The 13,889-nt window shown below is 67.4% G+C and carries 12 protein-coding genes and 2 tRNA genes; 3 read left to right on the forward strand and 11 right to left on the reverse strand.

Features of this window, described 5'->3' with window-relative positions; translation table 11 throughout:
- Positions 1 to 100: 100 nt before the first annotated feature.
- From G6N07_RS12960 to G6N07_RS12975, 4 genes are all read right to left on the reverse strand, one after another.
- Complete coding sequence (locus tag G6N07_RS12960) at positions 101 to 748, reverse strand: ATP-dependent Clp protease proteolytic subunit (RefSeq protein WP_059096011.1); 648 nt, start codon at positions 746 to 748, stop codon at positions 101 to 103.
- Positions 748 to 1,335 carry an ATP-dependent Clp protease proteolytic subunit gene (locus G6N07_RS12965; RefSeq protein WP_085189772.1) on the reverse strand — a complete coding sequence of 196 codons (588 nt, stop codon included), beginning with the start codon at positions 1,333 to 1,335 and terminating at the stop codon, positions 748 to 750. Before G6N07_RS12965 ends, G6N07_RS12960 begins: the two co-directional genes overlap by 1 nt.
- A gap of 145 nt (positions 1,336 to 1,480) precedes the next feature.
- Complete coding sequence (tig, locus tag G6N07_RS12970) at positions 1,481 to 2,875, reverse strand: trigger factor (protein WP_085189770.1); 1,395 nt, start codon at positions 2,873 to 2,875, stop codon at positions 1,481 to 1,483.
- 68 nt (positions 2,876 to 2,943) lie between these two features.
- A tRNA-Pro gene (locus tag G6N07_RS12975) sits at positions 2,944 to 3,017 on the reverse strand.
- 140 nt (positions 3,018 to 3,157) lie between these two features.
- Between G6N07_RS12975 and G6N07_RS12980 the strand changes: the two genes are divergently transcribed.
- Both G6N07_RS12980 and G6N07_RS12985 read left to right on the forward strand, forming a co-directional pair.
- A tRNA-Gly gene (locus G6N07_RS12980) sits at positions 3,158 to 3,231 on the forward strand.
- A 98-nt stretch (positions 3,232 to 3,329) separates the two neighbouring features.
- A complete protein-coding gene (locus tag G6N07_RS12985) occupies positions 3,330 to 3,941 on the forward strand; it encodes a COG4315 family predicted lipoprotein (RefSeq protein WP_133055527.1) in 612 nt (203 codons plus the stop codon).
- A 32-nt stretch (positions 3,942 to 3,973) separates the two neighbouring features.
- Here the strand turns inward: G6N07_RS12985 and G6N07_RS12990 are convergent, their stop codons facing one another.
- Both G6N07_RS12990 and G6N07_RS12995 read right to left on the reverse strand, forming a co-directional pair.
- Positions 3,974 to 4,732: a hypothetical protein gene (locus G6N07_RS12990; RefSeq protein ID WP_085189766.1), complete on the reverse strand. Its 759-nt coding sequence runs from the start codon at positions 4,730 to 4,732 to the stop codon at positions 3,974 to 3,976.
- A 282-nt stretch (positions 4,733 to 5,014) separates the two neighbouring features.
- Entirely contained in the window at positions 5,015 to 7,171 is a 2,157-nt protein-coding gene (locus G6N07_RS12995; protein WP_085189764.1) for a molybdopterin-containing oxidoreductase family protein, read from the reverse strand.
- A gap of 152 nt (positions 7,172 to 7,323) precedes the next feature.
- Between G6N07_RS12995 and G6N07_RS13000 the strand changes: the two genes are divergently transcribed.
- Positions 7,324 to 8,109: a hypothetical protein gene (locus tag G6N07_RS13000; protein WP_085189762.1), complete on the forward strand. Its 786-nt coding sequence runs from the start codon at positions 7,324 to 7,326 to the stop codon at positions 8,107 to 8,109.
- A gap of 19 nt (positions 8,110 to 8,128) precedes the next feature.
- Here the strand turns inward: G6N07_RS13000 and G6N07_RS13005 are convergent, their stop codons facing one another.
- The 5 genes from G6N07_RS13005 to G6N07_RS13025 form a co-directional block, all read right to left on the reverse strand.
- Positions 8,129 to 9,811 carry a cation:proton antiporter gene (locus G6N07_RS13005; protein ID WP_085189760.1) on the reverse strand — a complete coding sequence of 561 codons (1,683 nt, stop codon included), beginning with the start codon at positions 9,809 to 9,811 and terminating at the stop codon, positions 8,129 to 8,131.
- A 46-nt stretch (positions 9,812 to 9,857) separates the two neighbouring features.
- On the reverse strand, positions 9,858 to 10,664 hold the full coding sequence (locus G6N07_RS13010; protein WP_085189759.1) for an Fpg/Nei family DNA glycosylase: 807 nt from the start codon (positions 10,662 to 10,664) through the stop codon (positions 9,858 to 9,860).
- A gap of 3 nt (positions 10,665 to 10,667) precedes the next feature.
- Positions 10,668 to 11,147, reverse strand: coding sequence for a ribose-5-phosphate isomerase (locus tag G6N07_RS13015; RefSeq protein WP_179959988.1), 480 nt, complete (start codon positions 11,145 to 11,147; stop codon positions 10,668 to 10,670).
- Positions 11,148 to 11,200: 53 nt separating this feature from the next.
- Entirely contained in the window at positions 11,201 to 13,012 is a 1,812-nt protein-coding gene (locus G6N07_RS13020) for an AMP-dependent synthetase/ligase (RefSeq protein ID WP_085189754.1), read from the reverse strand.
- 116 nt (positions 13,013 to 13,128) lie between these two features.
- Positions 13,129 to 13,764 (reverse strand): mycothiol-dependent nitroreductase Rv2466c family protein, encoded by a 636-nt coding sequence (locus G6N07_RS13025; RefSeq protein ID WP_085189752.1) that lies wholly within the window; start codon positions 13,762 to 13,764, stop codon positions 13,129 to 13,131.
- Positions 13,765 to 13,889 lie beyond the last annotated feature (125 nt).

Genomic DNA, 13,889 nt, shown 5'->3' on the forward strand with positions numbered 1-13,889 from the left:
ACACGCCGGGTTGCCGCCTGCCACACGCCGCCGTGTCCCTGGCGTGTCGCCACCGTGACCCAGCGAAGGGCTGAAGCCCACGTGGCGACGCCGCACCTGATCAGGAGGTCTGGGCGGACAGCTTCCGGTATTCGAGCACCGTGTCGATGATCCCGTAGTCCTTGGCCTCGTCGGCGGTCAGGATCTTGTCGCGATCGGTGTCCTTGCGGATCGTCTCGGCGTCCTTACCGGTGTGCCGCGCGAGGGTGACCTCCATCAGCGTGCGCATCCGCTCAATCTCCTTGGCCTGGATCTCCAGATCGGAGAACTGGCCCTGGATCACGCCGGACAGCGCGGGCTGGTGGATCAGGATGCGGGCGTTCGGCAACGCGAGCCGCTTACCGGGTGTGCCGGCGGCCAGCAGCACCGCGGCGGCCGAGGCGGCCTGACCCAGGCACACCGTCTGGATGTCGGCACGCACGTACTGCATGGTGTCGTAGATCGCCATCAGCGAGGTGAACGAACCACCCGGGCTGTTGATGTACATGGTGATGTCGCGGTCGGGATCGAGCGACTCAAGCACCAGCAGCTGGGCCATGATGTCGTTCGCCGACGCGTCGTCGACCTGCACGCCGAGGAAGATGATGCGTTCCTCGAACAGCTTGTTGTACGGGTTGGATTCCTTGACGCCGAAGCTGGAGTGCTCGATGAACGACGGCAGAATGTAGCGCGCCTGGGGCTGGAGGCGGGGGTCGGTCTGGTTGCTCATTAGGGGGCCACTCCGTCGTTGATGCTGGCGCTGGTGATGATGTGGTCGACGAATCCGTATTCGAGGGCTTCCTTGGCGGTGAACCAGCGGTCGCGGTCCGAGTCGGCCTCGATGCGTTCGATGGTCTGCCCGGTGAATTCGGCGTTGAGGCGGAACATCTCCTTCTTGATCGCCGCGAACTGCTCGGCCTGGATCGCGATGTCGGCCGCGCCACCGGTGATACCGCCGAGCGGCTGGTGCATCAGGATGCGGGCGTGGGGCAGGGCGTAGCGCTTACCCTTGGTGCCCGCAGCCAGCAGGAACTCGCCCATGGAAGCGGCCATGCCCATCGCGTAGGTCGCGACGTCGCACGGCGCCAGCACCATCGTGTCGTAGATCGCCATGCCGGCGCTGATGGAGCCGCCGGGCGAGTTGATGTAGAGGTGGATGTCCTTCGTCGGGTCCTCCGCCGAGAGCAGCAGGATCTGCGCGCACAGGCGGTTGGCGATGTCGTCGTCCACCTGTGAGCCGAGGAAGATGATGCGCTCGGCGAGCAGACGCTCATAGACCGAGTCCTGGAGCGTGAGGCCCGGCGCCCCGCCACGCATAACAGTCACGACTGGATACCTGCTTTCTCTTACGTCTTGGGTCCGCCAGTTCGCGGTGTGTCGTCGGTGTGTTCGTCGATGTGGTCTGGGTACCGACACTAACCAACGTGGGTGAGCATGCACTCCCTGACCGGCGAGCGTTCGCTCACAGCGTCACTTGGGCGTCGTCTGCTGCGTCCGCCTCGTCGTCCGCCTCGGCCGCCTCGGCCGGTGCGCCGCCCGACGGGCCGAAGAACTCGGTGGTGTCGATCTGGTTGCCGTCGGTGTCCTTGACGGTGGCCCCGTGCACCACGGCCGCGATGGTCAGCCCGCGCCGCACGTCGGCGAAGATGGCGGCCAGCTGGTTGTTCTGCTGCAGGATCTGCAGCAACTGCTGCGGCTCGAGGCCGTACTGGCGCGACATCAGCATCAGCCGCTCGGTCAGGTCGTCCTGGCCGACCTGGACGTCAAGCTGGTCGGCGAGCGCGTCCATCAGCAGCTGAGTCTTGATGGCCCTCTCCGCCTCGGTGCGGGTGTTGGCGTCGAACTCTTCGCGGCTGCTGCCCTGCTCGGCGAGCTGCTCGGCGAAGCGGTCCTCGTCGTGGTCGAGGCCGTGGATCGCGTTGTGGACCGTGTCGTCGATCTGCGCCTGGACAATCTTCTCCGGCAGCGGCACGTCCGTCTGCTCGAGTAGCAGCTCCAGCGCCTTGTCGCGGATCTGCTCGGCCTGCTGGACTCGCTTCACCCGACGCACCTGCTCGGTCACGCTGTCCCTGAGCGCCTCCATGGTGTCGAATTCGCTGGCGAGCTGGGCGAATTCGTCGTCCGGCTCCGGCAGTTCACGTTCCTTGACGGACTTCACTGTGACGGTGACGACGGCTTCTTTGCCGGCGTGCTCGCCGGCGGCGAGCGTGGTGGTGAACTCCTTGCTCTCCCCCTCCGACAGGCCGACGATCGCGTCGTCGAGGCCCTCGATCAGCTGGCCGGAGCCCACCTCGTGCGACAGGCCCTCGGTCGTGGCCTCCGGGACGTCCTGCCCGTCGACGGTCGCCGACAGGTCGATGGAGACGAAGTCGCCGTTCCGGGCCGGACGGTCGACACCGGTGAGCGTGCCGAAGCGGGCGCGCAGCGACTCCAGTTCGGCGTCGACCTCCTCGTCGGTCACCTCGATCGGGTCGACGGTGATCTGCAGTGCGGACAGGTCCGGCAAGGCGATCTCCGGACGGACGTCGACCTCGGCGGTGAACACGAGGTCCTGGCCGTACTCCTTGTTGGTGATCTCGATCTCCGGCTGCCCGAGAGGCTGCACAGCCTGAGTCGTGACGGCCTCCGTGTAGCGGTCGGGGACGGCCTCGCCGACGATCTGGTCAAGCATGGCCTCGCGCCCCACACGGGCCTCGAGCAGCTTGCGCGGCGCCTTACCGGGCCGGAAGCCGGGGAGCCGCACCTGCTTGGCGAGCTCCTTGAACGCCCGGTCGAAGTCCGGTTCGAGTTCTGTGAAGGGCACCTCCACGTTGATGCGCACCCGGGTGGGGCTCAACTTCTCGACGGTGCTCTTCACTGCGGTCTCTCCTCGTGTCTGGGTACTGATGTCTGGGCTCTGGTGTCACATCGGTGCGGTGCTGGTTGTCGGGGTGACAGGATTTGAACCTGCGGCCTTCCGCTCCCAAAGCGGATGCGCTACCAAGCTGCGCTACACCCCGCGCCGTCACGGTCCGCACCATGCGTTGACGCGCAGCGCTGACCACGCGCGATCCTACGGCTTGCGAACCGAGCACCGACGGGCGAGGCACCCAATTGGATTTGATCCGGTGGGCGCCGGTACCATCGGCGTGCGCACGCTGCGGGCGTAGCTCAATGGTAGAGCCCTAGTCTTCCAAACTAGCTACGCGGGTTCGATTCCCGTCGCCCGCTCCAAGCTTGACCAGCGCGTGAGTCGCCGATCGTGGTTAGGCGACCCGGCGGATGGTGATCCATGTCCCCATCCATGTCACCCAGCGCAGATCTTGCCCGGTTTGCCGGCGGCGGATATTGGCAAAACAACGTGCATGTGTGAACGCGCCTTCACCGGTCCCCGTTTCATCGGCGCCGCCGCGGCGGCCTTGACGGCCGGCAGTGTCGTGCTCACGAGCTGCGCAGTTGGCGACGGTGGCACGTCGGGTGTTCACGAGACGACGACGCCGCCACCCGCGGCCGCATTCGAGCACGATGCGCAAACGCCGCCGCCGTCGACCGACCGCATTCTGCCCACCGGTCCGAAGTGGTTGGAGACCGACGAGATCGACGGTTTGGGCACCTTCGTGGTGGACGGTACCGGCCGCGCGGTGTATGCCTCCTCGGCGGACACGGCGAACGAGTCCACATGTCGAGGCTCGTGCGCTGACACCTGGTTGCCCCTGCTGGCTTCCGGCGATCCGGCCGGGGGGATCGGAATCCAGGTGTCCGCGGCCAGGACTGTCCCCCGCCCCGACGGCAGTGCACAGGTGGCCTATCAAGGTCATCCCCTGTACTGGTACGCGGGCGACAAGGGGCCGGGAACTATCGAAGGCCACGGCGTGAATTTGTTCGGCGCCGAGTGGTTTCTGATCACACCGGACGGCGACAGGGTAGGCACAGCCAACCGATAGGGCACCCGTGTCGCGGTGTCGGTCCCAACCAGCTATGCGGGTCCCACTCCCGTCGCCCGCTTCGCAGAAGGCGCTGGCCGCCCGGGTGACCCGGCCGAGTCCGTAGACCCGCGCTCGGCGGCTTCCTCTCTCTCTCGGTGTCTGTTCTCGGTGAAGAACGAGCCGAGCAAGCCCGCGAGGGCGCCGAACACCACGACGGAGAAGATCGCCAGGAACACCTCCATCGCCTGGGCGAATCCGTCAGCTTTCCCGAGCGGTTCACCCGTTATGGCGCCGAGGGCAGCCGCATGCAAGGCGTCCCCATACCGGGGATAGTCACTGAATTGAAACAGCAGCTGGCTGCTGCCCAACACGGTGATCGCGACGATGGAGCCGAGACCGGCGAGCCTGCTGCCGAGCACTGCCTGCGCCGAACGACTTCCACGCACCGCGCCGGACAACACCCGGCCCGACCTCGTCAGCCGGGCGGTGCGGACCACACGTAGCAGCCGGAGGAAAGGCAGCACCAAAAAGACGATCTGCCACCAGTTTCGCCGTAAGAAGGCGGCGGTATCCGGCGTAACCACCAGCCGGGCTACGAACTCGAGGGCGAACACCGCCCACAGCACCCAGCTCAGGATCGCCATGGCCACCGACAGCAGTCCCGGGCGCGCCAGTTGCTCACCGAGTACCAGCAGCACGAACACGATGCCGAGCACGCCCATGAGCGGGGAGAGCCGATCCAGGATCTCTTCGGCCCAAAGCTCACGCTGCGATCGTGGCCGCCGCAGCAGCCCATTGTCGTGCGCCATGTCCTATCGGTACCCCCGGCGCAGCGACCCCGAACCGCAACCGCCCTTCCACTGCTTGTAGTGAACTGGCTACGCAGCTTGGATGCGACTCCTCCGTTCCGGACGCCCAAGAAATTGCTATGTCAAATATTGCGATGCCAAATATTGCTATGTCAAATATTGCTTCGCGCGGTCGGTGTCGAGCGCCGAGTCATCGAGCTCAGCGAACATAAGGCAGTACGCCAGCGGCCCACGACGAGTCCCTCAGCTGGGCACCTCAGCTGGCGACCTCAGCTGGCGACCTCAGCTGGCGGCGGCCTCGTCGATGACCTTCTGCACTTCCACCAGGTTGTCGCAGTACACGCCCGCGTTGCCCAGCCCGCAGTGCCGGTCGGCGGTGATCGCATTCACCGTCGTGCCGGAGCTACCGCCCTGCCAGTGCCCGACGTTGGCCATCACCAAGCCCGGCATCAGATCCGGCTGGTAGGCGGCCGGACCCACGAAGCACCCGCGGTCGTTGAACACCCGCACCATCTCCCCTTCGGCGACACCGCGCGCGGCGGCGTCGTCGGGGTGGATGAACACCCGCTGGCCGCCCTGGACCCGCTGTTTGTCGGGCGCGTTGCCGTACTGACTGTTGAGGAAGGCGTGCGGTTTCGGCGAGATGATGCTCAGCGGGAAGCGTTGCGCCAACTCGGGATTCGACTGCGGTGACTCGAATGGCGGGACGTAGTCGGGCACCGGGTCGACGTACCCTCCCGGCTGCATCGCCTCGTACATCGACCGCCACACCGGGACCACGAAGTTGCCGCCCTCGGCGAGGCTGGATTTGAACTCACACTTGCCCGACGGCGTCGGGAAGTTACCCTCGGCGTGCGGGGCCCGGGTGTCCGGGCTGCCGACGTTGAGCCGCATCCAGCCGACTTCTTCGAGCTTCTCGTACGTGATGCCCTGCAGCGCTGGGGCGTCCCAGTCGTGGAAGTCGATGAGCATCTCACGGTCCGTGCGGTCCCAGTAGGCCATCGACTCCTCGTCGAATCCCATCGTGCGGGCCAGCCGGCGGAACAGTTCCACGTTCGGGATGCACTCCCCCGGCGGTGCGATCGCCGGTTGGTTCAAAGTGACATAGAGGTGGCCCCAGGTCACCATGATGTCGAGCTGTTCGGCCTGCATGGCGGCCGGCAGTACGAGATCGGCGAATTTCGCGGTGTCGGTGACGAAGTGCTCGCTGACCACGGTGAACAGGTCGTCGCGCATCAGCCCGCGCATCGTCTTTTCCTGCGCCGGTGCCTGCGACACCGGATTGGAGTTGTAGACGAACAGCGATTTGATGGGCGGGTCGAGGTCGAGTTCCCCGGTCAGCGCCATGCCGAGGTCGAGCTCGTTGACCACGCGGGTGCCCTCGGGGATCCACTGCGGCATGCAGATCTTGTCGAAGCGGGTGGGGAACTCCCAGATCGGCATCTCCATCATGCCGCCGCCGACGTGGCGCCAGGCACCCACCAGCGCGGGCAGACAGGTGATGGCCCGAATCGCTTGGCCCCCACCGCGGCTGCGTTCCAGCGCCACTCCCTGCCGGATCGCCGCGGGCTGGCTGGTGGCGTACTCGCGCGCCAGCGTGCGCACGTCGTCTGCGGGCACGCCGGTGATCTCCTCGACACGTTCCGGTGAGTACTGGGCGGCGCGCGCGGCGAGTTCGTCGAATCCGACGGTGTAACGCTCGACGTAGTCGGTGTCGACCAGCCCCTGCGCGACGATCTCTCCGATCATGCCCATCGCCAGCGCCCCGTCGGTGCCGGGCCGGATGCGGATGTGCCAGTCCGCCTGTCGTGCAGTCCGATTGCGCACCGGGTCGATCACCACGATCTTGGCCCCGTTGTTCTTGCGCGCCTCCAGCAGGAACGGCCAGCCGTGCAGGTTCGTGCTGGTCATGTTCATGCCCCACACGATGATGTACTTCGAGTGCGCCATCGACTCGACGTCGAGACCACCCGACCCGCCGACCGTCATGTGCCACGCGGTCGACGATCCCGACTCGCAGTAGGTCTTCTCCGCAACCGTCGAGCCGAGCCGGTTGAAGAACGCGTCACCCGCGGTCAACCCGTTGAGCACACCCTGGTGGCCGAGATAGGCGTGCGGCATGATGGCCTGGCTGCCGTACTCGTCGATGATCTCCGTCCACCGCCGCTTGATCTCTGCGAGCGCCTGGTCCCAGGAGACCCGCTCGAACGCACCCGATCCCTTGGGCCCCACCCGGCGCATCGGGTACAGCAGACGGTCCGGCTGGTAGTGGTGCTCGTGGAAGTTCTTGACCTTGACACACAGATTGCCCCGGGTCATCGGATGGTCCGGATCCCCCGTCACGTCAACGAGTTTCCCCTCCTCGACGTGGTAGAGCATCGCGCACGTGTCGGGGCAGTCGTGCGGGCAGGCGCCACGGACTATGGAGAGTTCCTTCACGGTGTGTCCTCCTGGGCTGCGGTGGGGTGCTACCAGTTAGGACGAGGTTTGTGGCCCGCCAGTTGCACGGACATTAATGTGCTGTGACTCGAGCGGGTTCGCCGATTTTTCGCGCACCGCGAACGGCGAGGTCGCGTCGGTAGGCTGGACGCATGAACGGCGTCCTGCTCGTCTTGATCATCGTGATCGTCGCGGCCCTTGCGCTGGCCGTCTACAGCTCTTCGAAGGCGTCGGGCCGGCGTGACGCGCAGACCCTGGCCGACGCGAAGGCCGACGCCCGGCGGGTGATCGAACGGCTCGGCGGCCAGGTGCTCAACCTCACCGGCACGGGTGAGGCGTCGAAGCAGGCGCTGGCCGACGCATCGGAGCGCTACACCGCCGCGGCGTCGCAGATCGACCAGGCCACGTCGGCCAAACAGGCGCAGCTGGCCAAGGAGAGCGCCGTCGAAGGGCTGTACTACGTGCGCGCGGCACGGGTCGCGATGGACATGGACCCGGGCCCCGAGCTCGAGGCGCTGGCGGGCCAGCGCTCGGCGGGCGCGGTGACCGAGGACCGCCGTGTGCAGTTCGAGGGCCGGGAAATCGAGGCGTCGCCGGCCCCGTCGCAGCGCACCCCGAACTACTACCCCGGGGGCCGGGTGGCGGGCCGACCGGTTCCGGCGGGCTGGTATTCGGAGCCGTGGTGGAAACCGGCGCTGGTCGCGGGGGCATGGGGGCTGGGCTCGGTGCTGCTGTTCGACGCGTTGTTCTCCGGAATGCATGGCAGCGGGTACGAGCAGGGTTTCGCCCAGGGGTACGACCAGGGCTTCGACGATCAGGGCCAGGACCCCGGGACCGACGCGGGCCACGGCGGCGGCGACACCAGCGGCGACACCGGCGGCGGCTGGGGCGATTTCGGTGGTGGCGACTTCGGCGGCGGGGACTTCGGCGGCTTCTAGAGACTTCGGCGCTTCGAGGTCAGATCCGGCTTTCCAGGCGCGCCGAGACGCCGGCCTCCTGCAGGTCGAGCCGTTCGAGCATGGCGCGCACCGCCTCGTCCTCGATGCGACCGGCGTCGCGTTGGGCGATCAGCGCGTTGCGCTGCGCGCACAGCACATCCCGGTACAGCTTGGAGAACACCTCGGCGCGCGGTGTGTGCGATTCCGGGTCGGGCATCTCGTCGGCGTCTTGAGCGTGCCGGGCGATGGTCTGCTGGATGTTGGTCAGCGTCGCATCGTCGAGTCCCGGTGGCGGCGCGTCGGCGAAACGGTTCAGCACCTCGTCGGCGGCGGTGCGCACCACCTGCTCGGCCTTGCGGGTCTCGGTCTCGTCGGACCGCCGATCCTCCTCGAACGACGGTTGCAGCCACCGGATCAGCGCCGGCAGCGTCCACCCCTGCAGCAGCAGTGTGCCGACGCTGACCACGAACGCGATCGCCTGGATGGTCGCCCGTTCGGGGAACGCCTCGCCCTCGACCGTCGTCAGCGGTATGCCCGAGGCCGCCGCCAGCGTCACCACCCCGCGCATCCCCGTCCACGACACGACGACGTTCTCCTGCCACGTCAACGCCCGCCGGTCGACCGGCACCGACAGCCGGCGCGCCCCGTTTCGGCGGCGCACCCCGAGCGCCCCGCGACCGCCCTGCTCGGGTTTGGGCACGCTCAACCTGGACTCGACCTTGCGGGAGAGCACACCGCGGCCGAACATCACGAACACACAGGCCGGCCGGATCAGCAGCACCACCAGCAGCACGACGCCGGACGCCACGGCGACCTCGGCCAGCGACTCGTGCGCCTCGTTGAGGTCCTCGAGGACGAAGCGCAGCTGCAACCCGATGTAGGCGAACACGAACGCCTCGAGCATCACGTCGACGGAGTTCCACACGTAACGTTCCTGCAGCCGGGTCTGGTAACCGGCGTCGAGTGAACCGTGGCCGACGACGAAACCGGCGACCACGACAGCCAGCACCCCGGAGGCGTGCAGGTGCTCAGCGCAGATGAACGCCGCGAACGGCACCACGAGCCCCTGGATGGTCTCCAGCCCCGGGTTGGCCAGCCGGCGGCGGATCCACAGCGTGACGAAGCCGAGTGCGGCGCCGACGAGCGGGCCGAGCAGTGCGCTGTAACCGAACAGCAGCACCGGGTTCTCGATGAACGCCCGGCTGCCCGCCACCTGGGCCACGGCGATCGAGAACAACGACAGCGCGGCCGCGTCGTTGACCAGGCTCTCGCCGGTGAGGATCGCCATCACCTTCTTCGGCAGGCCGAGGCGGCGACCCACCGCGACGGCGGTGACCGCGTCGGGGGGCGCCACCACTGCGCCGAGGATCAGCGCGGTCCCGAACGTCAGAGACGGCACCAGCCACGACGCCAGCCCGGCCACCGCGAACGTGGTGATCACCACCAGCCCGACCCCGAGCCCGAGGATCGGCCGGATGTTGCGCAGGAAGGTGGGGAACGAGAAGCTCAGCGCGGCCGAGTACAGCAGTGGGGGCAGGACGACCGACAACAGCACCTCGGATTCCAGTTCGACGCCGTTGAAGTCGGGGGCGAAGGAGACCACGAACCCGACCACGACGAGGACCAGGGCGGGCTCCAGGCCGCGACGGTGAGCGATGGCGGTGACCACGATGGCGCCGACGACGACGAGGATCAGTTCCACCGGGAGATTGTCGCTGCTGACGGCGGCCCGCGCCGCGTTACCCTGCTCAGCTCTGGCAGGTCGGGCACCAGAACAGGTTGCGGCCCTCCAGGACGGCGGTGCTGACGGGCGTGCCGCAGATCCGGCACGGCTCTAGCGCCCGGCGGTAGACATAGGTGCGGGGCCGACCGGTGCGGTACGACGGGGCGCCATGGTCATCCTCGGGACGTACGGTGACGATCTGACCGCGCCGCACGCCGACTTTCATCAACGCGACGAGGTCGGTCCACATCGCGTGGAACTCACCGGGTTCGATGTTCGTGCCGAGCCGGAACGGATCCATCTGGTGGCGGTACAGCAGTTCGCTGCGGTAGACGTTGCCGACTCCGGCGATCACCGTCTGGTCCATGAGCAGCGCGCCGACGGGCCTGCGTGACCGGTTCAGTCGCTTCCACGCGGGCGCCGGATCGGCGTCGCAGCGCAACGGGTCCGGGCCGAGCCGGGCCAGGATGTCGGACACCTGCGCCTCGTCGACGACCTCGCAGGCGGTGGGGCCGCGCAGGTCGGTGCCGTAGTCGGCGCCGACGATACGCATGCGGACCTGCCCGACCGGATCGGGCGGCGGTTCGTCGACCGCAACCGCGAACTCGTCGAACCGCCCGTACAGGCCCAGGTGCACGTGGATGATGCGGCCACCGCGGTAGTGGTGGAACAGGTGCTTGCCCCAGGCGCTGGCACCGGTGAACGTGTGGCCGTCCACCATCGCCGCGCTCTCGGCGAATCGGCCCTGCGGGCTGCTCACCCGCACCCCCTGGCCCTTGTACCGCTTCTGGTGCAGCCGGGCGAGCCGGTGCAGCGTGTGGCCCTCGGGCATCGGCTAGGCCGGCGCCCCGGGTACCGGCGGCGCTTCGTGGGTGCGCTCGTATTCGGAGAGGATGTCGATACGCCGTTGGTGCCGTTCGCCTTTCGACCACGGCGTGTTCAGGAACGCGTCGACGATGGCGAGCGCGTCGGACTGGGAGTGCATGCGGCCACCCAGCCCGATGAGCTGTGCGTTGTTGTGTTCGCGCGCCAGTGACGCGGTCTCGACGCTCCAGGCCAGCGCGCAGCGGGCGCCCGGCACCTTGTTCGCGGCGATCTGTTCACCGTTGCCCGACCCGCCCAGCACGATGCCGAGGCTGCCCGGGTCGGCGACCGTCTTCTGCGCCGCGGCGATGCAGAACGCCGGGTAGTCGTCGTCGGCGTCGTAGCCGAATGCGCCGCAGTCCACCGGTTCGTGACCGGTGCTGCGGAGATGGTCGATGATGACCTGCTTCAAATCGTAGCCCGCGTGGTCGGCTCCCAGGTAGACGCGCATGGCGGCCATTGTGACAGGTCAGCCGAGCACCACGCCGACCGGTGGACCGAAGCTCAGCCCTGGTAGAAAGAGTCCAGCAGATCCTTCTGCTTCTCCTCGACGACCGACCGCTTCACCTTCAGCGACGGTGTCAGCTCGTTGTTCTCCATGGACAGGTCGTGGTCGAGGATCGCCCACTTCTTGATCGTCTCCCACCGGTTCAACTCCGAGTTGAGTCGATCGATGTACCCGCCGATCAGCTTCCGCACCGGTTCGGACTTCACCAGGTCGGCGTACGACTTGTCCCCCATACCGTTCTCGCCGGCCCAACTGGAGATGGCGTCGGGGTCAAGGGTCACCAGTGCCACGCAGAAGTTGCGCGATTCGCCGAAGACCAGCATGTGGCCGGCGTACGGGCACAGCGCCATGAACTTGCCCTCGATGGCCGGCGGCGCAATGAATTTGCCGCCGGAGGTCTTGAACAGTTCCTTGAGCCGGCCGGTGATGGTGAGAAAGCCGTCGTCGTCGAGCTGACCTCGGTCGCCGGTGCGCAGCCAACCGTCGTCGGTCAGCGCCTCGGCGGTCTTGTCCGGCAGGTTGTGGTAGCCGTCCATCACACACGGACCCTTGATCTGGACCTCACCGTCGTCGCCGATGCGCAGCTGGCTGCCGTCGAAGACCTGCCCCACGGTGCCGAGCCGGTAGTTCTGCGGCCGGTTGATGCACGCGCCGGCCGCGGTCTCGGTGAGTCCGTAACCTTCCAGGATCAGCAGGCCCGCGGCGTGGAACCACTCGGCGATGTCACCGTTCAACGGCGCAGCGCCGGAGATCATGAACCGGATCCGCCCGCCGAACACGTCGCGCACCTTGCTGAAGACCAGCCGGTCGAAGAGGCCGTGCGCCAGGGCCAGATGCGGCGGCACCGACTTGCCCTCACGCCGTAGGCGGCTCACTTGGCGGCCCACCGCGAACGCCGCGTTGAACAGCTTCTCCTTGACGCCGTGCTGCTGCACGACGACCTTGGCGTGCGCCTTCTCGAAGATGCGCGGCGCCGCCCCCATGAAGGTCGGCTTCACCGTTCCCATGTTCTCGACGATCTTGTCCACCCGGCCGTCGATGGCGCTGGCGAAGCCGCAGGCCACCTGGGCCGAGATCAGCACCTTGCCGAACGCGTGCGCCAGCGGCAGCCACAGCAGCTGCAGATCGTTCTCGTCGAGGATGCCGAAGCCGGCGATGGTCTCGCCCTCGTACACCCACGCGCGGTGGGCGAGCCGGACGCCCTTGGGGTTCCCGGTGGTGCCGGAGGTGTAGATGAGGGTGGCCAGATGGTCCGCGGTGATCGCCTCGGAGCGGTGTCGCACGGCCGACGGCTGCTGCTCGAGGTGCTTGCTGCCCATCTCGATGACATCGGCCAGACCGACCACCCAGTCGCCGTCCCCGGTGCCGTCGAACAGCAGCACCTTCTCCAGGCGCGGCAGTTGGTCGCGTCGGTCGCGGAGCTTCTCCACTTGCGACTCGTCCTCGGCGAAAACGAAGCGAGACTCGGAGTCACTGAGGATGTAGGCGGTGTCGGCGGCGTTCGTCGTCGGGTACACGGTGGTGGTGGCGCCGCCGGCGCACATAATCGCCAGGTCGGCCAGGATCCACTCGTAGCGGGTGCTCGACGCGATACCAACCCGCTGTTCGGGTTCGATGCCGAGCGCGAGCAGGCCGGCGGCCAGCGCCTCGACCTGGTCGGCGGCCTGCCTCCAGGTCAGCGACGTCCACTCACCCCCGTCGAGTTTGCGAAAAGCTTCGTGCTGCGCGGATTTCTCGACACGGTCGAAGAACATCGTGGCGACGTTCGCCGAGGTGGTGCCGGACTGGTGCTGACTGTCGATCGACATCGGTGGTCTCCGGGGCTCGGGGCGGGGTGCGACGCTACCCCTCGCGGGGCGGTCATAGATATTTGCATACTCACACCCGGTCCATGCCGTTTCGACGCAACCACCCGGCGCGGATGTCAGTCGAACGACGGCATCTCCGTGCGGGTCCGCTTCAGTTCCCAGAAGTGCGGATACGACGCGAAGACGACCGACGCGTCCCACAGCTTCCCGGCAACTTCGCCGCGCGGGATCTTCGACAGCACGGGACCGAAGAACGCGACCCCGTTGACGTGGATGGTGGGGGTGCCGACGTCGTCCCCGACGGGGTCCATGCCCCGATGGTGGCTCTTGCGCAACGCGTCGTCGTACTCCCCGGACGTCGCAGCCTGGGCCAGCTCCGCGGGCAGGCCGACCTCGGCGAGCGATTCGGAGATGACGGCGGTGAAATCGGGATCGAATTCGCCGTAGCCCCGGTCGTGGATCCGGGTGCCCATCGCGGTGTAGAGCGGCGCGAGGACGTCCGGCCCCTCGGCCTGCTCGGCGGCGATCGCGACGCGCACCGGGCCCCATGCCCGCTTCATCGCCTCCTGGTACCCCTCGGACAGATCGCGCCCTTCGTTGAGCACCGCCAGGCTCATGACGTGGAAGTTCGCCTCGATGTCGCGCACCTTCTCCACTTCGAGGATCCAGCGGGAGGTGATCCAGCACCACGGGCAGAGCGGGTCGAACCAGAAATCGGCTCGGGACTTCGGAGGAGACTTCTCGTCGGCCATCAGCGGATCCTTTCGGTGACGATCCTTTCGGTGACGAGGGGGGTGTTCCCCGGACAAGCCGTTCGAACCCACCGGCCCCGCGGGACACGCAGTGCTGGGACAACCTCTACCCAACCGTGTTTGAC

This window comes from Mycolicibacterium doricum, from assembly GCF_010728155.1.
Classification (GTDB): domain Bacteria; phylum Actinomycetota; class Actinomycetes; order Mycobacteriales; family Mycobacteriaceae; genus Mycobacterium; species Mycobacterium doricum.

Coding starts and splice junctions, on each gene's coding strand:
- G6N07_RS12960 (WP_059096011.1), bottom strand. CDS start 748: ATGAGCAACCAGACCGACCCCCGCCTCCAGCCCCAGGCGCGCTACATT.
- G6N07_RS12965 (WP_085189772.1), bottom strand. CDS start 1,335: ATGCGTGGCGGGGCGCCGGGCCTCACGCTCCAGGACTCGGTCTATGAG.
- G6N07_RS12990 (WP_085189766.1), bottom strand. CDS start 4,732: ATGGCGCACGACAATGGGCTGCTGCGGCGGCCACGATCGCAGCGTGAG.
- G6N07_RS13000 (WP_085189762.1), top strand. CDS start 7,324: ATGAACGGCGTCCTGCTCGTCTTGATCATCGTGATCGTCGCGGCCCTT.
- G6N07_RS13010 (WP_085189759.1), bottom strand. CDS start 10,664: ATGCCCGAGGGCCACACGCTGCACCGGCTCGCCCGGCTGCACCAGAAG.
- G6N07_RS13015 (WP_179959988.1), bottom strand. CDS start 11,147: ATGCGCGTCTACCTGGGAGCCGACCACGCGGGCTACGATTTGAAGCAG.
- G6N07_RS13020 (WP_085189754.1), bottom strand. CDS start 13,012: ATGTCGATCGACAGTCAGCACCAGTCCGGCACCACCTCGGCGAACGTC.
- G6N07_RS13025 (WP_085189752.1), bottom strand. CDS start 13,764: ATGGCCGACGAGAAGTCTCCTCCGAAGTCCCGAGCCGATTTCTGGTTC.